Origin of the sequence: Cupriavidus sp. BIC8F, from assembly GCF_032465815.1 — a bacterium.
GTDB classification, from domain to species: Bacteria; Pseudomonadota; Gammaproteobacteria; order Burkholderiales; family Burkholderiaceae; genus Cupriavidus; species Cupriavidus necator.
In genome coordinates this window covers 2,809,974-2,830,882 of record NZ_CP136095.1, presented here as the reverse complement: position 1 = coordinate 2,830,882, position 20,909 = coordinate 2,809,974, and the positions used below count along the sequence as shown (strand labels likewise).

Genomic DNA, 20,909 nt, shown 5'->3' with positions numbered 1-20,909 from the left:
CTGCAGCGGCTATGCCTGTGCCATCGACAGCATGCAGCGTGCCATCCTGTTCTGGGACACGCTCCGGCAATGGGGTAACAATTTTGTCGAAAGCACCATGCAGGGACTCAAGCCGGTCCTGCATTTTGGCTACGAGACCGTTTTGGATGGGCGCCAGTTCGAACGGCCCGTCAACTATGCGCTGTTGAAGATCACGCCGCCAGACGGCGTGGGATCGATGATAGCCGCCGCCCATACGTCATTATCGATCCGCGCGCAGGCCATGGCCCGGGCATCGGCGGCTTCAAGGACGACTCGCAGGTCGGCGTGGCGCCGCGTGCCGGCCATCCCGTGTATTTCGTCATCTTCTTCCGCGATCCCGAGCCGGGACAGACCCTGCTCGACGTGTGTGAGGCCGAGCAACAGTTCATCAAGGAAGCGCGCGCTGCATTACTGTAAGACCATGCCGCTCACGCCGACGGCGGTGGCGCATCCGTGCGACCAGTCTTCGCTGGAAGGCGCCATAGAGGCCGCCCGGCTGGGCCTGATCGCACCGATCCTGGTCGGGCCACGTTCCCGCATCGAGGACGCCGCCCGTGCAGCCGGCATTGACATTCGGGAGTACCCGATTGTCGATGCCGAGCACAGCCATGCGGCCGCAGTTGCCGCCGTGCAACTGGTGCGCGAAAGCAAGGCCGAGGCCCTCATTAAGGGCGGCCTGCATACCGATGAGCTGATGGGAGCCGTGGTCAAGGGCGAAACAGCGGTCTGCGCACCGCCAGACCTGCTGGCCGACCTTCTGTGAGCCTCGGCTCACTCAGCATTCTAGGCGCTCGGAGCGGAAACCCCGCGCCAAATTGGGCGACGATGATGTTCGACGCGAAGAGCCGAGCGAGCCGCCTGGCCTTCCAATTCGTTATCACAAGATGCCACTCGGCCTGGGTACAATATTTGGCGGCGTTGTCGGCGATGTTGTGTGCAACGGCCTACCTCTGGTACCGGCGGATTCCGCTAGACCGCCTAATATGAAAGGCTGCGGGCTCAGTGCGTCGAACTCGCCTTCTTCTTACGACTCCGTTGCCATGCAAAACAAGCCCGATGTGACAACATTCGTGCCGTTCACCGTGGTCCTGCGCGATGGACGGGAAGTCTTGGTTCGGGAGATTGCCGAAGACGACAAGGTCGGCCTGATGGCGGCATTCAGCAAACTTTCCGCCGATGCGCGTTACGCCAGATTCATGGCCGCCATGCGACAGTTACCGGAAGCGATGCTTGAGCAGGCGACGCACCCGTCCGCGGAACGCGAGTTTGCCTTGGTGGCGCTTGCCACGAAAGAGAAGGGCTCCTCTATTGTGGGTGGCGCGCGCTACGCCGCGGCGCCGGGCAACGATGTTTGCGAGTTTGCCGTGACGGTAGTCGATGACTGGCATGGGATTGGCCTTGCCAGCCGACTGCTGAGCGCTTTGATTGACATCGCTCGCCGCCGCGGTTATCGATGCATGGAAGGCTATGTTTTGTCCTCGAATACCGCGATGCGGCGATTGGCTAGACGTTTGGGATTTGCCGAGGTACCGTGTCCCGACGATGCCACGCTGCGCGTGGTGACCCTTGCGCTGTAAGACAGTGGACAACCGGCTGGGTCAGGTCGGTGAACGGCGTGACTAATGCCGATCGGCAGGAAAACTCACGTTACGGCATCACGCTATCGGTACCGATCGTCCGTGGCTGGTCTGCCAAGCTGGGCGCGTCCAGGGGATTGATAACCCGCGCAGGAGGCGATTACAAGGCAATCACGCTGGCGCTTCAATACCAGTGGCTGGACCGCGGATGGAAGATTAGCGGCGGCATCATCCTTGATGCGCGGCGTCTCCCCCTCCGCCGAGACAAGCTTGGGATACAGCTGCTCGGGCGCGGACTTGTGCCGCTCCGCCTCGATGCGCTCCGCCAGCCGCTTACGCGCCGCCGCGATGATGTCGGGCTCGCCAGAGCGCTCCTCATACTTCCGCAGGTCGATGCGGTCGTACCAGACGTCGAGCGCGCGCATCCAGCCGTAGTTGTACATCCGTTCGCGGTATTCGCGCACGGCGTTCGTCACCACGCGGGCGGCGTCGCTCTTCGGCAGTGCGAGGTGCTCCGCCGCGATGACGATGCTGGCCGCCAGCCGCTTCAGGTCCCATTCGAAAAGCCGACATTCGAATGTCGGCTTGAGAGCGCAGTCGAGAGGCCGTAGTTGGCCGGTTGCGCATGAACAGGGCCGCGCCAGAAAGCGGCCGCACGAATACGTAGCATCGTTTCGGCGGCCAGCATCGGCCGCGCTAGTACTTGATGTCCCGTTTTTCCTGGCGGCCCTCCTGCTTCGTGTCGCGCTTGTCTTGCCGGCACTGGGAGTTGCTTTTCTGGTTTGCAGCTCGGCAGTCGACCTTGCCCGTGCGCGCTTCCTGTTTGGCAGCCTGGTTTGCGTCCCTGCCTTGTTGGCGCTGTTGCGACTGGTTGGTGGCCAGGGCAGCCCCCGATAGCGCCAGGAGTCCGGATGCGGCCAGCATTGCGCCCGTCCGCCTCCAAAGTCCATTTCTTGATTCGACCATTTTCACCTCCTCCGTGCTGGGAAGAAACGGCGGTCAGTTGTCGCACAACGCCGCCTTCGCATGCTCATAGAGAGCCAGACTGAAGAAGCCTCCTCCGACAAAAGAAAGCGTCCCTTGCCCGCAGCCGATGATGGCACGAATGAGTGTCGCCGAGAACAAATTCCCATGCGCAAGCCGTTCCCCAAAGGGTGGCAATGGTTCGTGAGTGGCAAACGATCCCACGTCAGTTGCGGCGCGCGTCAAGCGTCCGCTGTTTGGCCATGCGTGACGTTTGAGCGTCCGCGCGGTCTTCTGCGGGGACGTCGCTTGATGGCCGGGAAGCGCCTGATCGAACCCGATATCCGCTACGCTGGCATCGACCGGTTGAATCCGCCACCCACTGCGGCCGCTGCGGCCGCGCTACTTCAATGGCAGCCTCCAAGGTACTACGGCCGTCCAGTCGGTCACGTTGGCTGGCGGGTGCTCGGCCTTCTCTGCCGTTTACGCGCTGTTTGCCAGATGACTAAAACGGCCGGGAAGAAGGAGCCGTTCGAGCTACTCGAGCAGCGTTACCTGCTTGCGGTCCTCCCGCCCCCCAACCGCTCATACCCATGTCGGACTCACGGATGCGGATGAATGGGATCGACCCAATAGACTTCTTCCGGTGGCTCGGCGGGTTTGATATCCAGGTTAATGACAATTGGATCTTGACCGCTGCGGACCACCACGCAACTGAGAACCTCGGTTTTGCTCGCATTGATCTCTTGATGAGGTACGAATGGCGGAACGTAGATGAAATCGCCAGGCCCTGCCTCTGCGACAAACTCCAGATTTACACCCCATCGCATACGTGCCCGGCCGCTCACAACGTATATGACGCTTTCCAATTCGCCATGATGGTGAGCTCCCGTTTTGGCATTGGCATCAATGGTGACCGTGCCTGCCCAAAGTTTGCTAGCCCCCGCCCGCGCATGTGTGATTGCGGCCGCTCTCGTCATGCCAGGCGTTTGAGGTGTATTGAGATCGAGTTGGGAGCCAGGAATGATCTTGACTCCGTGATCGCGCCAATTTGGCTTTGACTCAGAACGCATTTCATCGCTCCAGCCGGGGTTGCTACCGATAGACCAGCACCGGGATCTTGCTATGCGTCAGAACTTTTTGCGTCTCACTACCGATTAGCAACCCCTTCACGCCTCGTCGCCCGTGAGATGCCATCACAATAAGATCGCACTTCTCGCCTTCGGCCGTACGAATGATGGCATCGTAGGGGTGATCATCGACAACGTAGGTCGTGCTGCAGCGCAGGCCCACGCTGCTGGCCCGGTGCTGGAGGCTTTCAAGGTATTTCTGCGCTTCCTCCTTGGCCCCTCTTGTGTACTCTTCATGAGAATCACTGAGCGTCTCGGCGGAGGAAAACACGTGATAGTCCGGGCAAGCTCGGACTACGGTGATCTCGGCATTGGTCTCGCTAGCGATTTCCACAGCCTTGGTAAAGGCCGCTTCGGCCAATGGAGACCCATCGACCGCTACCAGAAGATGCTTGAACATCTTGCCCTCCTAGTGCACTGACAGATGCCTCACTTCAAGTGAAGTGGTGTTGGCATGGAAGCTGCCAGTTCTAAGCTTCTGATCAATTCAAGTTTAGGTGGCTAGCCCAGCACGTCAACTGACAGCGCCGGCCGCTGCCATGTCTGCCCGTTGTGCCATGACGATGCCTGTCATTACCCACGCGCGAGATGCTCTCTGATTGTCAGGCGTCACGTCTCGACCGCTACGGTCGCCAGCAAGAAATACCGTTGATCCGCGCCCATAAAGAGCAGAGCCAGCAGCCTCCAACCGACCCAGTGTTCGCACCAAGCTGCCAGGCCTCTCCAAAGGATCCTGAGGCGCGGAAAGAATGTCCACTCCCGCAGGGCTTGAGGCCCCGGGCGGTGGGGGAGCTGAGCACTCCGCTGGATGCGGCGCAGAATCATGACTCACAGTCCATTACGCTGTTGCCGCGCGGTCGTGACATCGGGCCAGGATCCCGGAACACCTTCAGGTTTGCTGGCTGGCACACGCGGCGGTAGAATTTTTGCGGACCCCGCTGCTCTTCGCCGGCCTAAGAACAACTCGCGTGCCGGATACTTATCCGTACACTGAATGTGCAGCATCCGATTCATTTGAACGGGGTAACCGATGAGGGAAACCATGTACCAGCAGACATACAATCCGCTCGGGAACGTGTTTCTTTCCACAGTGGTGGCAGCGATCCCGATTCTTGTGCTCTTGTACTTCATCGCCCTGCATCGGCACCGCGATTCGCAAGGCAACGTACACCTCGGCATTTCCGCGCCCTATGCGGCGCTCTATGGCGTCATCGCGGCTTTCCTGGTGTCCTGCATCGTCTTCAGGATGCCGCTTGCCTCGGCGGCGTCAGCCTTTGCGCTCGGGTCGCTGTCCGGCTTCCTGGGCATCATCTGGATCGTCCTGGCTGCGATGTTCCTGTACACGATGACCGTGGTGACGGGCAAGTTCGAGATTGTGAAGGAGTCCATCATCCATATCTCGTTCGATCGGCGGCTGCAGTGCGTGCTGATCGCGTTTTCATTCGGGGCCATCATCGAGGGTACTTCGGGCTTCGGGACGCCGGTGGCGATCGCGGGTGCGGTGATGGTGGGCCTGGGATTCAAGCCCTTCCAGTCCGCTGTCCTGAATCTTCTGGCCAATACCGCGCCGGTCGCGTGGGGAGCGATTGGCACGCCGATCGTCACGCTGGCAGCGGTGAGCGGCCTGGACCAGGTCACGCTGTCCGCAATGGCCGGCCGCCAACTGCCCTTTGTCTCGGTCCTGGTCCCGTTCTGGCTTGTTGCCACGTTCGTGAAGATGGAAGGCGGCACCTGGAAGGAAGCATTCGAGGTGTGGCCGGCGGCGCTGTGCGCGGGGGCATCATTCGCCGTCATGCAGTGGTTCGCGTCAGGAACCAACGAGTTCCACCTGATGACGGATGTGGTCTCCGGCGTGTTCTCGGTCATCTGCACCGCGCTGTTCCTGCGCTTTGTGTGGCATCCGAAGACACGCTTCCTGCTCAGGGCCGAGCGCGAGGCGCTGGCTGCGGCCGGCAAGGCCAGCGCGACAGCCACGGTCGACAGTACCGAGTGGAAGTACTCGTACACGACCCGGGAGACAGTCTACGCATGGCTGCCCTGGGTGATCCTGATCCTTTGCTGCGCCATCTGGGGCATACCGGAGTTTAAGAAGTATTTGAACAACCTGTTCTCCTCGATCACGTTTTCCACGACCTTGCTTGGCTCACCATTCTCAGGGACGCTCTCGCTGCCGGTCTGGGACATGCCCGCCCTGCACAACCTGGTGCAACGGATGCCCCCGGTGGCGCTAGCCAATGCCAAGCCGGAGGTGGCAAGGTTCACCATCAACTGGCTCTCGGCCGCTGGGACCGGCGTATTCGTGGCCGCGATCCTGTCCGGCCTGGTTCTCAGGCTGAGCGCGGCGCAATGGAAGGCTGCTTTCGCCCAGACCCTCCAGCGCATGAAGATTCCAGTCCTGGTGATTGCGCAAGTCCTTGGACTCGGCTTCCTGACGCGGTATGCCGGTACTGACGCAGTGCTCGGCCTCGCGTTCACCGGGGCCGGCTTCCTGTATCCCTTCTTCGCCGCCTACCTGGGCTGGCTCGGCGTCTTCCTGACGGGCTCCGACACTGCCTCCAATGCCCTGTTCGGTAGCCTGCAGCGAATCACTGCCGAACAGCTCAATTTGAATCCGATCCTGATCGTCGCCACGAACTCGACCGGTGGCGTGATGGGAAAAATGATCGACGCGCAGTCCATCATGGTGGCCTGCGCAGCATGCTATGACGAGCCAGAGGAGAGGTCGCATGCGCTGGGACCGATCTTCCGCACGATTTTCTGGCACTCAATCGCCGGAGCCGCGGTTATCGGCCTGATAGCGCTTCTGCAAGCTTACGTCTTCCCGGGGATCATTCCGATACCACCGGTCGGAAAATGAAGCATGAAGAGGAGATTCGACACAGACCAGCCGGCGTCCGTTGAGCGGGCCACTCATTGTGGGAGAACAGCACTTCGTATATGTTGGCTGGCAGCTTCGATGTGCTGCCAGCCAAGCTCAACGCCATCGCCAGGCGACTCAATGAGCGTCCGCGCAAAACGCTAGACTTCGATACACCGGCTGAACGATTCCATCAAGCTGTTGCATCGACCGGTTGAATCCGCAATCTTGATCAGCCATTCGGTGGTTTGGGAGACCAGCGGCAAAAGCAGTGGATGCCGGGTATACTCCGGTTCGATGTGCCAGCGGCCTGCTGTGCTCAGGTACGCTGCGGAGCGAACTGAGTACAATGCACCAGGGATGACAACCGCTCCTCCCCGAGAGCTTCGAGGCCTCTAGCCTTTTTAGGCGGCGAACAACTGTGCGCTTCTTAGACGCAACGCGTCAAGCACACCCGAGATTGCTGGACTCCTACCGTTTCCCTGTCGAACTGCTGCGTCGACCCTCCGCGTCATCGGAGGGTTGAGCCGTTTCACACATATGTCTCCGAGACGCCGGTAAGTGAGAAGTCGCGGGAGTATGGAGACCGAGAAACCATTGGCTACCATTGCCAGCGTCACCTCGACGTTCCGGCAGCTACTGTTTACGGACGGTTCGAAGCCCGCCTTCCTACACGCTGCAGCTATGGCTTGATAGTAGGCACTCGTGTGAGAGTTGAGAGCCCAATGGTCGTTGCGAAGGTCGCTCAAATTTACGCTATCCGAGCAGTTGAGCCTATGGTCCGCAGGTAGCACGGCGTATAGCTCATCGGTGAAGAGAAACTCTCGCTCCACGGTATTCGCGTCGCGCGCCGGCAGCGCGAACATATCGTCAATGAGCGCAAGGTCAATGTGCCAGGAACGAAGCGCCGCTAGAGCTTCTGTCGGCTCGAAGTCGTGCAGTTGGATGCTGAGGGATGGATACCTCGCATTCAGGTCCGTGATGACGCTGGGCATTAGTGAGACGGCAATCGACGAGAAGGCCGCTATCTTCACCGAGCCTGATAGCGCTCCGCGGACTTTCAAAAGGTCTGAATTCGCTTCTTCAAGGACGGCAAAAACACGGTCGGCGTGCTCTACCAGCATCCTACCGGCTGGGGTCAGACGCACGCCTCTGCCATATCTCTCTATGAGCGATACACCGACTTCATCCTCCAGGTTTGAGAGCTGTTGAGACACCGCAGATGCAGTGATGCAGACGGCGTCTGCAACGGCGCTCATGGTTTGTCGCTGCGCGAGTTCGCGCAATAGGCGAAGTTTTCCTACGTCAATCATGATTTGACTCCAACGTGGTGCCCTAGCCAACAAGTAGGCGAATCGGATACGGAACGTCTTGTGGAAATCATTAGCCGAGCTTCACGAACGCCTAACTTTTTATAACTGGACGCAGTGAATGGGCGCCTCTTTAATGAACGTACCCGCTCACTACGCGGTCGCGGAGCACTAGCCGACGAGTTGATGTGACCGCTGATTGTGTGAGCAGCTACCGAATCAAAGAGGAACCCATGCATCGAGTTGTAATCGTAGGCGGAGGCGCAGGTGGCCTGGAATTGGCGACCAAGCTTGGTGACAAGCTTGGGAAGAAGCGTCGAGTGAGTGTGACTTTGGTAGACCGGTGCGCTACGCACCTCTGGAAGCCTCTCCTGCATGAAGTGGCAGCCGGTAGCTTGGACCCAGCCACCAATCAATTGACATACGCCGCACAAGCGCACTGGCATCATTTCCGTTTCGTGCAGGGCGAATTCATCGGGTTGGACCGCAGTCGAAAGACCATCGTCTTGAACAGAGTCCCTGGTTTCGACGAAGACGAACAAACTCCCGACGTCGCTCGTGAAATTGAATACGACACCCTGGTGCTGGCGGTTGGCTGCACCACGCACTTTTTCGGCGTTTCGGGCGCTGAGCAGCATGCGATATCTCTCGACTCGGTCTGGCAAGCCGAGCGGTTTCGTCGCAGGCTCCTGCGCAAGTGTGCAGAACGCAATGAGCATGCGCGGGCTAGCATTGCCAGCCCGGTGAAGATTGTCATTATCGGCGCTGGAGCAACCGGCGTGGAGCTTGCCGCTGAGCTCAAGAAGACAGCGCGGGTACTTCGAGACTTCGGCCTCTACGGCGCTGACGACCGAAGCGACATACACGTAACGATTGTGGAGGGTGGCCCTCGCATCCTTCCCGCGCTGTCGCCTCGCGTGTCGAACGCTACAACGAAGCTCCTGGGTAAGCTCAACGTGGAGCTTATGCTGAGCAGCGCAGTCAATGGAGTCCATGAGCATGGTGTCACGACTTCGGCGGTTGTCAAGATAGTTGACGCGTCACTTCATGCGGACTGCTTTAGTTCTTGCGGCTGCATCCGTTCCGGATTGAGCCAGACTTCATTCTCCAGCTCCCAATTGCGCGTCGATCGAGACCAACGCTGCGGATTGCGCGCCTTGGCCTCCGCGTACACGGCCTTGCGCTGCGCAAGCACAGCAGCGGCTACACCGTTGTGGCGCTGCGCCGGCGTGACGAATTTCAGGCCGCTGTGTTTGTGCTCGTGGTTGTACCAACGCACGAACTGCTGCGTCCAGGCACGGGCCTCATCGACACTGCCGAACGGCCTGCGTGGGTAGTTGGGCCGGTACTTGCAGGTGCGGAACAGCGACTCGGCGTACGGGTTGTCGTTGCTCACGCGCGGCCGGCTGAACGACGCCGCCACTCCCAGGTTTTCCAGGGTGGCGAGCATCGTCGCGCCTTTCATCGGGCTGCCGTTATCCGAGTGCAGCACCAGCGGACGTCCCGCCAGGCTCTCGGCCAGACTGGCACGCCGCATCAGCAGTGCGGCCAGTTCCGCCGATTCCGCCTCATGCACTTCGTGACCGACAATTTTGCGGCTGAACACGTCCAGCATCATGTACCAGTAGTAATACCGCCCCTTGACCGCCGACGGCAGCCACGTGATGTCCCACGACCAGACCTGGTTCGGCGCCGTCGCACAATGACTGGTCACCACCCGAGCCGAGGGTTGGCGCGCACGACCCCGGTGGTGCTGCTGCGAAACGCTGCGCAGCACACGGTAAAAGCTCGACTCCGACGCGAGGTACACGCCGCGGTCGGCCAGACCCGGCACGATCTGGCTGGGCGGCAGGCTGGCAAACTCCTCACTGATGGCAACCTCAAGAATCTGTTGCCGTTCGGCGTCGCTCAGTTTGTTGCCCGGTTCCGGCCGCACGGTCGTCGTGCGGCGATCGGCCGGCACCGCGTCGCCGTCACCCACCCAGCGCTGGAACGTGCGCAGGCTCAGGCCCAGTTCTTTGCAAGCCTTCTCCAACCGGCAGCCGGACTGCGCTGCCTCGCGGATCAACGATATACATAACAGGCGATCCGGGACGTTGATCAATCGTCCTCTTTGTCTCCCCAGATCGCCTGGGCTTTTTTTCTCAGAATCAGCAGCGCAGCCGCTTCCGCCAGCGCTTTCTCCTTGCGCTGTAATTCCTTCTCGAGCTGGTGGATGCGTTTCCTGTCGTCTTTCGACTGATGCCGCTGCTCCCGCGCCTGCTCCGCAGCGTTCGCATTGGCTGCCAGACAGGCGGCCCGCCAGGCGGCGATCTGTTCGGGATAAAGACCCTTGCGCCGGCAGTACTCGGCCAGCTCCGCTGCATTGAGCGGGGCGGTTTCCAGCACTACCGCAAACTTGTCTTCCGAAGACCATCCTTCGGGATTCTTCCCATCGCCCGGCACGACCAGCCCCTTTCCTTTCGCCTGTCGGCGCCACGTGTACAACGTCTGCTCGGTAATCCCCGTTTCCCTGGCCAGCGCTGAAACCAGCACGTTTTCTGGCGGCATCATGCGGCGCACCAGCGCTTCTCTTCTCTCTGCTGAGTAGGCTTTCATTTACCCTGATTTTACCGCCCCCGGACCTCGTCTCTAAGAATCAGGTGACGTGACATCTATCCTGACGCCGGGGGACTTCTTCTGGCATGACAGTGCCAGCCGACCTCATCGTGTGGGCGGCTGGCATCAAAGGCCATCGCGTTATGGGGAGGTTGGATGGCCTCGCAGTGAACCGTCTCAATCAACTCAAAGTCACGAGGAGCCTCCAAAGCGAAGCCGACCCGAATGTGTTTGCGCTCGGGGACTGCGCTAGCTGTGAATGGGAGCAAGGACGGACCGTGCCGCCTCGAGCGCAGGCCGCTCACCAACAGGCGTCCTTTATGACAGAAGCAATCGAGCGTCATGTGCGTGGCGTGGCGTTACCTGTATTCCGCTATCGGGATCGCGGCTCCCTCGTGTCCGTGGGAACGGGCGGAGCAGTGGGCAATCTGATGGGGGGAATCGTCGGGGGAAGCATGCTGATAGAAGGGCTTCTCGCTAGGGCGATGTATGCCTCGCTCTATCGTATGCACATTTCTGCCGTTACCGGCTATCGACGCATGCTCATCGATTTCATTGCACATCAACTGCGGCGACTGATGACGCCGCGAGTCAAATTGCATTGAAGGGCGTCGGCCCCGCCGCTTACTCCTTGCTTCCTTTCAGGCTGGCAAACTGGGCCACACGGGGTCCATCGTTAGCGATGAGCTTCTTGAAGTCGTTGACCGATGCAGAGGGAACGGCTTCCATGCCCTGATTGGCCAACTGTTTCCGGACGTTGCTGTCGGCCAGGACGGCGACACTTGCTTTGAAGAGCTTGTCTGCGGTCGTCGGCGTAAGGTTTGCCGGGCCATAGAGGCCGTACCAGAACGTGTAGTTGTATCCCTTCACGCCAGCTTCATCCATTGACGGAATCTGAGGCATGAGGCTGGAACGCTTTGCTGATGTCACAGCCACAGGCTGGAGCTTCCCGGACGCAATCATGGGCATCACAGACGGTGGCGTGGCGAAAGTGACCGCGGTATCGCCTGAGAGCGTCGCAAGCACTGCCGGGGCACCACCCTTATATGGCACGTGGAAAAGCTTTGTCCCCGCGACATTGTCGAAGTACACCGCGGCCTGGTGGGTCACCGTCCCATTGCCAGCGGACGCGTAGCCCACAGTATCTGGAGCGGCCTTCGCCTTCTTTAGCAGGTCACCAACGGTCTTGATGCCGCTCTCCTTGTTGGCGACCAGTACCAACGGAGAGCTGACCCATCGGGTAATCGGAGTGAAGTCCTTGTTCCCGTCGTATGGAATGTCGGGATAGAGGACTTTGTCCAGGCCGTGAAGATTCATGCCGCCGAGATACAACGTGTAGCCGTCAGGGGTGGCACGTGCAACGAATGTCGACGCAATCGTAGTAGCGCCGCCAGGCCTGTTGTCGATAACGACTGGTTGCCCCAACTCCTTGCCTAGCTTGTCGGAAATGATGCGCGCGACTGCATCAGCAGCGCCGCCCGGGGGAAAAGGAACCACAAGACGTACCGGCCTACTGGGCCAGTTGTCTTGGGCCGCTACGGTCCCGGCTACACAAATCAATGCCAGGGGGAAAAACTTCCTTACTAACGAATTCATGGGGCTCTCCAAAAGCATCGGCGGCACGCACGGGCCGTTTCGTGCAGTGGTGCGCTGATAGCTGCGAATATTAGAGAGCGGATTAGGAAAGAAAAAGGCGATGAGATGTGACTCTATGAGTAAGAAAATCCTTCTCTCGTCTGATTCAGGAAGCTGTAAGTGCGGCTTCGGGGGGGACCGCCGCCTCAAGGGCATTCAGCACTGCGCGCACTGCGGGGCGCCGTGCCGCACCTTTTGGCAGCGCGACAAAAATGCGTCTGTTCAGGATTGGCCGGATGGGAATTGTGCTGAAGTCCGGGTCGTTGCTGATGGCCTTAAGCGCAAGCTGGGGAAGCACGGAAACGGCACATCCAGTGCGCACAATCTCCAGGGTGGCACTCATATTCCTGCAACTGCTCATGACACGAGGTGTGAACCCTGCAGCATGGAAGGCGTTGAGCAGGAAGTCGTAGTAGGTAACTGCCGTCTGATTCAGCGCCCAGCGTTCGTGGGCGAGTTCCGAGAGCTGAATTGACCGCTTGCCTGCCAGCTTGTGGTCGGCGGCGACTACGGCTTCGAAGTGGTCAGTACAGAGGGGATGGAATTCCAGGAGAGTCGCGAGGTTTCCTGCGCTGACCAGGTCATCAACAACTGCGAGGTCCATCTTCTTCGACGCCGCGGCCTTAAGGCCGTCAGCAGGCTCCAGTTCCTGAATGCTCACATTCAGTTGCGGATGCTCATTCGCCAGCCTGGCGATGGCATGGGGAACGACCGTCGATGCCAGAGAACCAAACGCAGACAGCCGAATTTCTCCTGATATCTGCGTGTTGGCGGCAGCCAGCTCAGCTTCGATGTCTTCCACGAGCTCAAAGAGTTCCGCGGCGCGCGCAACCAACCGTCGTCCTGCGGGCGTCAACTCGACGCTTCGACCTGACCGTTCGAAGAGAACTGTTTCCAGTTCGGCTTCAAGCTGAGCGAGTTGCTGCGAAACGGCCGGGCGAGTGAGATGCATCGCTTCCGCCACAGCAGAAATCGTCCCCAGCACTGACAGCTCGTGCAGTAGATGCAGTCGACCAAGATGAAGCATGACAACCCTTCGTGAAATGAAGCTGGAGTAATCGAGGTTTACCCTAGTCTGTGAAATAGGACAAAAAAATCTTCCTGTTATCGGTGCGCCAAATCTGTGCGGAAACCGGTACATGCACTCCTCATATTGCTCGCACTGCGATGCCCCTCTCTGCTGCAGAGCGACATCAATCTGAGACCCAGTCCCAGCCCCCACAAGGCCTAGCGGCAGATGGGCTCCAACGCTGCGCGAAGTCTTCGCGCCCGGCTCGCTTTTCTGCGCCGCACAATTTTCTGCACCCCGTTGGGGACGCGTGCTCGTCCAAAAAAGTGCAATACCAATGGTAAGTGAAATTTACACATAGCGTCATAAATGGTCGTCTTTTTTTTCCATTTTTCGCTGTCTATAGTTTGTCGCACCAGACAGCAAATGCATATGCAAACCGCAGTGAATGCGCAACAAGCGAGGTGCCAGACCAGCCCCGCTATGCATATGAACCTGGCGCTCGGTCTCTCAAGTTTTCGGAGGTTTAATTCAATGAAGGTCGCTTTCATCGGTGTGGGTCGTATGGGTTCGCGTATGGCCGCTCGTCTTATCGAAGCCGGACACGAAGTCCGTGTGTTTGATCCGAACCAGCAGGCAGTGCAGGAACTGGTGGCCAGGGGCGCAATTGCCTCGGGCAAGCCGGCCGAAGCGGCCGAAGGCGCCGAACGCGTGCTGCTGAGCCTGCCCAGCCCGAAAACGCTGCGCGATGCAGTGACGGGAGCCACCGGCGTGCTTCAAACGATTCCTCGTGGCGCCATCATCATCGACTTCAGCACTGTCGACCCGGCAACCACGAAGGACATTGCTGCCACTTGCGCCAAGCAGGCTGTGGAGTTCCTGGATGCGCCGGTGAGCGGTGGTGTGCTGGGTGCAGCCAATGGCAAGCTTGTCATCATGATTGGCGGCAAGGCCGAAGTCATCGACCAGGCACGCCCTGTGCTCGATGTTCTGGCAACCCGCATCGTCCACTGTGGTGACACCGGTGCTGGCCAGTTGACCAAACTGAGCCATAACCTGCTAACCGCCATCAATACCGTCGCGCTGGGAGAAGTTCTCGCGGCGAGCGTGAAGGCCGGCGCCAACCTCTCCGTGCTGTGTGATGTGTTCGGCGCGGGTCTGGCCGGCAGCAAGATGCTGGACTATCTGCCCAAGACTCTGTTCACGGAAGAGCGCCCGGCGAATTTCGCTATCGACCTGATGCACAAGGACATCACGCTCTGCCTGGAAGAGTTCTCGAATCTGCCAATGCCTCTCGGCCAGTTGGTTCGCCAGACCTACAACGCTGCCCGCGCCAAGGGCTTGGGCGGCAAGGACTCCACCAGCGTCAACGAACTGTACGAAGAGCTGCTGGGCGTTCGCCTGAGCCTGCCGTCGGCCAATCAATAAGTCTTAAGTCAGTGAGGAATTCCGTGAATAGCTCTGTTGAAGTGAAGCAACCCGAAATTGTTGTGCCGGCAGCCGGTCAGACCGGCCTGCTGGTAAACGGCGAATGGATTACGCCCAAGAAGGGCCGCACGCTCGATGTTGAAAATCCGTGCCGTCGAACTGTTATTACCACTATCGGCGCGAGCGACGCTGAAGATGTGGATGCCGCGGTGGCAGCAGCAACTGCAGCGTTCCCGAAATGGCGTCGTCTCGCATCGCGCAGCCGCGGTGCGCTGTTGACCGAACTGGGGAACCGTATCACTGCCAACGTGGAAGAAATCGCCCGCGTTCTGGCCGCCGAGACCGGCAATGCTCTGCGCACGCAGAGCCGTCCGGAAGTGCAGAGCGCCGCCGAGGTGCTTCGTTACTACGGCGGTGTGGTCGCTGAGCAAAAGGGTGAAACGCTGCCCCTGGGTCCCGGCTTGTTCAGCTACACCACCCGCGAGCCCCTGGGCGTTGTCGGCGCAATCATTCCCTGGAACTCGCCTGTCGTCTTGGCCGCAGTGAAAATCGGCATGGCACTTGGCACCGGCAACACGCTGGTACTGAAGCCCGCAGAAGATGCGCCGCTGGCCGTTCTGAAGGTGGCCGAGCTGGCAGCAGACCTGTTTCCGGCCGGCGTATTTAATGTCGTTACCGGCACGGGTATCGACGCGGGTGCGCCGCTGTCCAAGCATGCGAACGTCGCTAAGGTGTCGTTCACGGGCTCGCTCGAAGTTGGCCAATTGGTCGCTCACGCTGTGGCGGACCGTATCGGCCACGCCACGCTGGAACTGGGCGGCAAGAGCCCTTGCATCGTATTTCCGGACGCAGCCACGCCCGAACACATCGATGCCACGGTGAATGGCGTTATCGCAGCAATGCGTTTCGCGCGCCAAGGGCAGTCGTGCACAGCGGGTTCCCGGCTGTACGTCCACAAGGACGTCTTCGACACCGTCATGACCAGGGTCGTGGCGAAGGTGAACGAATTGCGTATCGGCGACGCTCTGGACGAGCGCACCGACATCGGCGCAATTATCAACGCCGAGCGCTACAAGGAAGTGCGCAGCTTCATTGCCGAGGCCGTCGAGGCTGGCGCCACGACGCTGACTGGCTCCGTGCCGCCGGCAGTTGAACAGGCAGACGGCTTTTTCCCGGGCCCCGTCATCTTTACCGGCATTGACAACAGTTGGCGGGTCGCTCGCGAAGAAGTGTTCGGCCCGGTCCTGGTAGCCATCCCGTTCTCCACCGAGCAAGAAGTGGTGCAGTGGGCGAACGATACGGTGTACGGCCTGGCGGCGTATGTGTTCACGAACGACCTGACCACTGCGATGCGCGTCACCGACCAGATTGATGCGGGATGGCTGCAGGTCAATCGTGCAGGCGGCCAGATTCCGGGCATGTCGTATGGCGGTGCGAAGCAAAGCGGTATCGGTGCCGAGTATTCGATTGAAGGCGCGCTGGAAAGTTACACGTCGCGCAAGAGCGTAACCATCAACGTCTGACGGTAGTTCCGCTGGTCGGCATCCTCTGCCGTGTTCTTGCCGACCAGCGCGTATCAGAAGGCCCCACGAAGCGGAGTTTGGAATGAATGCACACACTACAACAGCCACCAACGTCGGACGCTCCCGAACCGAGCGTTCGGCATCGACTAAGGCTGCGCTCGGTTCGTTCATCGGCACGACTGTCGAATGGTACGACTACTTCCTCTACGGAACGGCGGCTGCTCTAGTCTTTCCGAAAGTCTTCTTCAACGGGCTTGCTCCCGAATTTGCAACATTCGCCTCGATGGCGTCGTTCGCTGTGGCATTCATCATCCGTCCGCTCGGCGGCATGATTATTGGTCACTTCGGCGACCAGATGGGTCGCAAGAAACTGCTTGTCTTTACGCTGGTGCTGATGGGTCTTTGCACCGCCGCCATCGGCATTCTTCCGTCGTTTACGACGGCCGGCTACTGGGGGCCTGGTCTGCTCATCCTGCTGCGTGTGTTCCAAGGCTTCGCTTTGGGCGGCGAATGGGGCGGCGCAGCTCTTATGTCCGTCGAACACGCGCCGGAAGGGAAGCGCGGATTGTTTGGCAGCACCATGCAAATGGGCGTGCCGGCCGGCCTTCTTGTATCGTCGGGCGCATTCGCACTCGTCTCGATGCTTCCGGACGACCAGTTCTATGCCTGGGGATGGCGCCTGCCGTTCTTGTTCAGCCTGGCACTGCTCGGAGTGGGTATGTATATCCGACTGCAAGTGAGCGAGCCGCCAGCATTTGAGAAGCTGGCTAAGACGGGCGACGTTTGCAAGGCTCCCCTGAAGGAAGTCTGGGCCAACGAAAAGAAGAAGACGCTGGTGATGGTTTTTTTCCAGAGCGTCGCCAACGTCGGGTACTTCTTGATTACGGTATATGCGTTGACCTACATCACGGAAACGCTGCACCTGCCCCGCAGTCTTGCGTCGACGGCACTGCTTGTTGGCGCAGCCGTTGACCTGTTCATGCAGCCTGTCTTCGGTGCTCTCTCAGACAAGATTGGCCGTCTGAAAGTGTATGGCTTCGGCGCAGTTTTCCTTGGCGTCTACGCGTTTCCGCTGTTCTGGCTTCTGAACACAGGGAACCCCGGCTTGATTGTGCTGGCCATTACGCTCGGCCTGGGCATCGGCCACGCTTCGACGGGTTCTCTGCATGGCGTCATCTATGCGGAGCAATACCCGACGCGTTATCGGTTCAGTGGCGCATCGACTGCGTATCAATTGTCCGGAATCATCTCTAGCGCTCCGACCCCCTTGATTGCCGCCTGGCTGGTAGCGCAGACCGGCACCTCGCATGCGGTTTCCTGGTTCGTAGTCGTCGCCGCAGTCATCTCGCTGGTTTGCGTACTGCTTGCCAAAGAGACCTACCGCGACCCGATTGACGCCTGAGGAGCCGGTCGTGTTGAAGCAAAACGATGAGATTGTCGGCGAGCGTCTCGACAGACTGATGACTGTCGAAATCCGCCCTCTGAGTGGTGGTCTTCCTGCCGGGTATGTTGCCCCAATGTACGCGGCGTGCCGGCGCCATCATGGACTGCCGCTTACGACTCTCGCCGCGCGAAAGCTCATGGATGCGGTAAAGCCAGGAAGCACCGTGTTGATTGCAACTGGGGCAGGCATCGCGCCGAAATTGCCACTCGGTGAAACAGATGGCCCTCCTGGGGCCGCGGTTCTGGCGAGAGCCTTGGTTCTTGGTTTCGGCGTGAAGGCCATCCTGGTTACCGAGGACGCCCATATGCCCCCAGTTGCGGCCGTAGCGTTGGTGGTCAATGACGAGCTGGGCGGGAAGGGAAAGGTTGCTGTCGAATCGTTCCCTATGGGGGCGCACATGGGCCAAATGGCCGCGGAATACTTGGTCCGCGAGTACAGCCCAACGGCAGTCCTCTTCGTGGAACGCGATGGTCCCAACGTGGAAGGCCATTTCCACGGCGTCCGAGGTGACTGCCGTGAGCCGGAGCAAGTCGCTCACGTGTATCAGCTTGCGGCAGTAGCCAAGAGCCGGCGGATACTCTCGGTCGGGATTGGCGACGGAGGAAACGAAGTCGGCTTTGGCGCGGTTCGCGACGAAATTTCGGCAGTGCATCCGCTACGGGCAAGGTGCTTGCGCGGATGCGAATCAGGCGTGGTGACGACGGCAGCGACGGATGTCGTCGTGAGTGCGTCGGTCTCAAATTGGGGCGCATACGCAGTCGCTGCTGCGCTGGCCTCCGCGCTTGGAAGGCCGGAACTTATCCACTCGCCGGAACTGGAGCGGGCGTTGATCGAGGCAACGGTCAAGGCGGGAGCACGCGATGGTGCGACCTCCCTGGCTGAATGCGCGGTCGACGGGATTGACTGGCAGGGGCACGCGTCATTCGTAGGACTCCTCAACAGCATCGTCACGGTGTCCAGGTAATGGACGGATTCACCCTTACGGGAGCGGCGCTGTACGACTTCGGGCGGCCGCCCACGCAGGAAACAGCGCCGGCGAGTCCGCCGGAATCGCAATCAGCAGATATTGGATTTGATATGCAGAACCCATCTGGCAAGCGTCCCGACGTCGACAGCCTGGCGCAGGACAGCTTCGGCAACCCGATTGATCCCGTAGTGGGCTTCGCTCGCGGCACGATTATTCGCTCCAGCGTCGACGAGGCGCGCCGCCTGCAGCAAGGCCAAGCCGTTGCAGCCGCTCGCGTCCGCGAACTGGGTCCGGAGTCCATTGGCATCTTCACCGGCAATCAGCGCGACTTTCCCGTTTCGCCTGATGACCTTCTGACGCTGTGCGAAGAATGGGTGGGGCCTGGGTTGGGCGCAAAGGAACTGCGGGCTGTCGCAGTCAAGCATATGGGTGGGAAGGCGGAGGATGGTGTGACCATCTTCAATCGCACTAGCGCCGGCATCATCGCCACTATCGCGGCAAATGCGGCCGGAAAGACGGTTGTCTCCGTGGTTCCGCCGGGGGGGCGGTCGCACGCTTCGGTGGTGCGCGGCGCTCGCATCGCTCAAGTCAAGCTTGTGGAGGTCCAGGGCGACAAGGATTGGCGTTCCGCAATCGAGGCCGAGAGCCCGGGCCTGGTCGTGGTGACTACGGTAACCAGCAGTCTCGAACGCCTGGAAGACACTATCACCACACAGGTGGTGGACTTTGCCAAGCGCCGTAACGCCATTGTGTTCCTCGACGAAGCTTATGGTGCCCGCCTGCGTCCTGTGCTGCACGCAGGAGCCCTGAGTCTTCAGCTCGGCGCGGACATCTCCATCACGAACTGTGACAAAGCCGGCTTGTCGGGCCCGCGCGCTGGTGTACTAGTCGGCCGCCAGGACCTCGTGACGGCGGCCAGTGCCAAGGCGTCCGAGTTTGGCATGGAAGCGCGCGCACCGATTGCTGCAGCAGTACTGCGCAGCCTGCAGAAATACTCTCCGGAAGACCTTCAGAAGGAGGCGCAGGCCGGCCAGGTCCTTGCGACCGCGCTCCAGAACCGTCTTGGCAGGGAACGGGTTCAGCGCAGCGACCTCGGCCCCATGATTGATGAGAACGATGTCCTGGCCATTCTGCTGGAGCGTGCTGGCCGCGCGGACGACAAGCCGGCTGTTGTTCCCTGCGAGGCAACTTCAGCCCTTGGCATGGTCCTGCTGCGTGACCATGGTGTCCTGACGGTGAACACGCATGGCCAACCGGGCGCGCGGGTGTCGGTCCGACTCAAGCCGACGCTCGATGCGCTTCGTCGAGCCGGTGGCCTCGAAGCGGTCATCGATGCGATGGACAAGTCCCTGACTGATATCGCCAAGATTATTCACGACCGGGATGCTGTTGCACGACTTGTTCTGGGAGCGGCGCAATGACGAGCAAACCTGAGTTTCGCGCATTCGACGACCGATTGGACAAGCTGGTCTCGTTGGATATCGGCGGCCGTGGTGTCGAACATCTCTTTGCGGCAGCCCGGGAGCGCCTGGGTCAGCCTTTGGTCGGCGCAGCGGCTGACGCACTTGCCTCCGTTCCGAAAAGCGCGACCGTGCTGGTGACAACAGGGTCGGTCTCGCGGGCCTGGATTTCGCCGAACGTCGGCGAGAACGATGGCCCCGCAGGACTCGCAGTCATCGTGCGGGCTTTGGCTATCGCCAAGCAGGCCCATTGCGTGGTGTTGGCAGAAGAGACGCTGCTGGACCAACTCGGCGCAGTGCTGACGGCTGCAGGGTTGACAGTGCTCCCGTTCGAGCAGGCGCAGATTGCCTGCAAGGATGGCAGCCTGGCTGTCGTTTCGCTCCGAGGCTTCCCGGTCGAGGACGATGCAGCGAGAGACGCAGCAAAGCAGGTGCTGGACGAACTGAAGCCTGCTCTCTTCTTTTCAACTGAGCGCGTTGGCCGTAGCGAGCGTGGTGTCTATCACAGCATGCGCGGCGTCGACTATGGCATGAAGCGTGCGCGGATCGATTTTGCCTTCGATGAAGCCATTCGCCGAGGCATCCCGACAGTTGCAGTCGGCGATGGCGGCAACGAGATTGGCATGGGCATCGTGGCGAACGCGGTGCGCGAGCACGTCAAGTTTGGCGACAAGTGTGCATGTGGATGCGGCTCGGGCATCGGGGCGGTGACAGGTGCTGACGTACTGGTCACTGCTGCGTGTTCGAACTGGGGTTGCTATGCGATTGCAGCGGCACTCGCCATGCGCCTGGGCGATGCACGCCTTCTGCACACCCCCGAACTGGAGGCAGAACTGCTACGTAGGGGCGTGGACGTCGGCCTCATTAATTCCGTAATGGGAATTATCGACCCGAATGTCGACGGCATTCCGGTTGCCAGCCACCTTGCAATGGTCGAAATGCTTCGCGCCATTGTTCGACCTGTCGTTCGATAACAGGAGATTCGCA

14 protein-coding genes and 6 pseudogenes are annotated in these 20,909 nt (G+C 60.1%); 12 read left to right on the top strand and 8 right to left on the bottom strand.

The genetic code is table 11. The features are described from left to right. Positions 1-4: 4 nt before the first annotated feature. The 3 genes and pseudogenes from RS901_RS33190 to RS901_RS33180 form a co-directional block, all read left to right on the top strand. Positions 5-426, top strand: a pseudogene (locus RS901_RS33190) (DUF3141 domain-containing protein); the annotation flags it as partial. Positions 427-442: 16 nt separating this feature from the next. Further along, positions 443-762 (top strand): annotated as a pseudogene (locus tag RS901_RS33185) (phosphate acetyltransferase); the annotation flags it as partial. A 299-nt stretch (positions 763-1,061) separates the two neighbouring features. Next, the gene (locus tag RS901_RS33180; protein ID WP_316154894.1) at positions 1,062-1,598 is read left to right on the top strand and encodes a GNAT family N-acetyltransferase; all 537 of its coding nucleotides are present in this window, start codon (positions 1,062-1,064) and stop codon (positions 1,596-1,598) included. Positions 1,599-1,803: 205 nt separating this feature from the next. On the opposite strand, the pseudogene RS901_RS33175 reads toward RS901_RS33180, so the two are convergent. The 4 genes and pseudogenes from RS901_RS33175 to RS901_RS33160 all read right to left on the bottom strand — a co-directional run. Then, positions 1,804-2,161, bottom strand: a pseudogene (locus RS901_RS33175) (DUF2252 family protein); the annotation flags it as partial. 133 nt (positions 2,162-2,294) lie between these two features. Next, entirely contained in the window at positions 2,295-2,564 is a 270-nt protein-coding gene (locus RS901_RS33170) for a hypothetical protein (RefSeq protein WP_316154893.1), read from the bottom strand. 599 nt (positions 2,565-3,163) lie between these two features. Beyond that, positions 3,164-3,634: a cupin domain-containing protein gene (locus RS901_RS33165; protein WP_316154892.1), complete on the bottom strand. Its 471-nt coding sequence runs from the start codon at positions 3,632-3,634 to the stop codon at positions 3,164-3,166. Between the two features lie 22 nt (positions 3,635-3,656). Continuing rightward, positions 3,657-4,091: a universal stress protein gene (locus tag RS901_RS33160; protein WP_316154891.1), complete on the bottom strand. Its 435-nt coding sequence runs from the start codon at positions 4,089-4,091 to the stop codon at positions 3,657-3,659. Between the two features lie 642 nt (positions 4,092-4,733). Here RS901_RS33160 and RS901_RS33155 point away from each other — a divergent pair. Then, positions 4,734-6,548, top strand: coding sequence for a lactate permease LctP family transporter (locus tag RS901_RS33155; protein WP_316154890.1), 1,815 nt, complete (start codon positions 4,734-4,736; stop codon positions 6,546-6,548). Positions 6,549-6,952: 404 nt separating this feature from the next. Here the strand turns inward: RS901_RS33155 and RS901_RS33150 are convergent, their stop codons facing one another. Further along, a complete protein-coding gene (locus tag RS901_RS33150) occupies positions 6,953-7,861 on the bottom strand; it encodes a LysR family transcriptional regulator (protein WP_316154889.1) in 909 nt (302 codons plus the stop codon). Between the two features lie 230 nt (positions 7,862-8,091). On the opposite strand from RS901_RS33150, the pseudogene RS901_RS33145 reads away from it, so the two are divergent. After that, a pseudogene (locus tag RS901_RS33145) lies at positions 8,092-8,823 on the top strand (NAD(P)/FAD-dependent oxidoreductase); the annotation flags it as partial. Between the two features lie 80 nt (positions 8,824-8,903). On the opposite strand, the pseudogene RS901_RS33140 reads toward RS901_RS33145, so the two are convergent. After that, a pseudogene (locus RS901_RS33140) lies at positions 8,904-10,456 on the bottom strand (IS3 family transposase). 74 nt (positions 10,457-10,530) lie between these two features. Here RS901_RS33140 and RS901_RS33135 point away from each other — a divergent pair. After that, positions 10,531-11,061, top strand: a pseudogene (locus tag RS901_RS33135) (NAD(P)/FAD-dependent oxidoreductase); the annotation flags it as partial. 19 nt (positions 11,062-11,080) lie between these two features. Here the strand turns inward: RS901_RS33135 and RS901_RS33130 are convergent. Next, positions 11,081-12,052 carry a tripartite tricarboxylate transporter substrate binding protein gene (locus tag RS901_RS33130; RefSeq protein WP_316154888.1) on the bottom strand — a complete coding sequence of 324 codons (972 nt, stop codon included), beginning with the start codon at positions 12,050-12,052 and terminating at the stop codon, positions 11,081-11,083. A 145-nt stretch (positions 12,053-12,197) separates the two neighbouring features. Continuing rightward, entirely contained in the window at positions 12,198-13,118 is a 921-nt protein-coding gene (locus tag RS901_RS33125; protein WP_316154887.1) for a LysR family transcriptional regulator, read from the bottom strand. Between the two features lie 516 nt (positions 13,119-13,634). Between RS901_RS33125 and RS901_RS33120 the strand changes: the two genes are divergently transcribed. From RS901_RS33120 to RS901_RS33095, 6 genes are all read left to right on the top strand, one after another. Next, complete coding sequence (locus RS901_RS33120; protein WP_316154886.1) at positions 13,635-14,528, top strand: NAD(P)-dependent oxidoreductase; 894 nt, start codon at positions 13,635-13,637, stop codon at positions 14,526-14,528. Between the two features lie 23 nt (positions 14,529-14,551). Further along, entirely contained in the window at positions 14,552-16,051 is a 1,500-nt protein-coding gene (locus RS901_RS33115) for an aldehyde dehydrogenase family protein (protein WP_316154885.1), read from the top strand. Positions 16,052-16,133: 82 nt separating this feature from the next. Then, the gene (locus RS901_RS33110) at positions 16,134-17,453 is read left to right on the top strand and encodes an MFS transporter (RefSeq protein ID WP_316154884.1); all 1,320 of its coding nucleotides are present in this window, start codon (positions 16,134-16,136) and stop codon (positions 17,451-17,453) included. Between the two features lie 10 nt (positions 17,454-17,463). Next, complete coding sequence (locus RS901_RS33105) at positions 17,464-18,459, top strand: glutamate cyclase domain-containing protein (RefSeq protein ID WP_316154883.1); 996 nt, start codon at positions 17,464-17,466, stop codon at positions 18,457-18,459. Continuing rightward, positions 18,459-19,883, top strand: coding sequence for an aminotransferase class I/II-fold pyridoxal phosphate-dependent enzyme (locus RS901_RS33100; protein WP_316154882.1), 1,425 nt, complete (start codon positions 18,459-18,461; stop codon positions 19,881-19,883). The genes RS901_RS33105 and RS901_RS33100 overlap by 1 nt, the downstream gene beginning before the upstream one ends. Next, positions 19,880-20,896 carry a glutamate cyclase domain-containing protein gene (locus RS901_RS33095; protein ID WP_316154881.1) on the top strand — a complete coding sequence of 339 codons (1,017 nt, stop codon included), beginning with the start codon at positions 19,880-19,882 and terminating at the stop codon, positions 20,894-20,896. Before RS901_RS33100 ends, RS901_RS33095 begins: the two co-directional genes overlap by 4 nt. Positions 20,897-20,909: the final 13 nt, after the last annotated feature.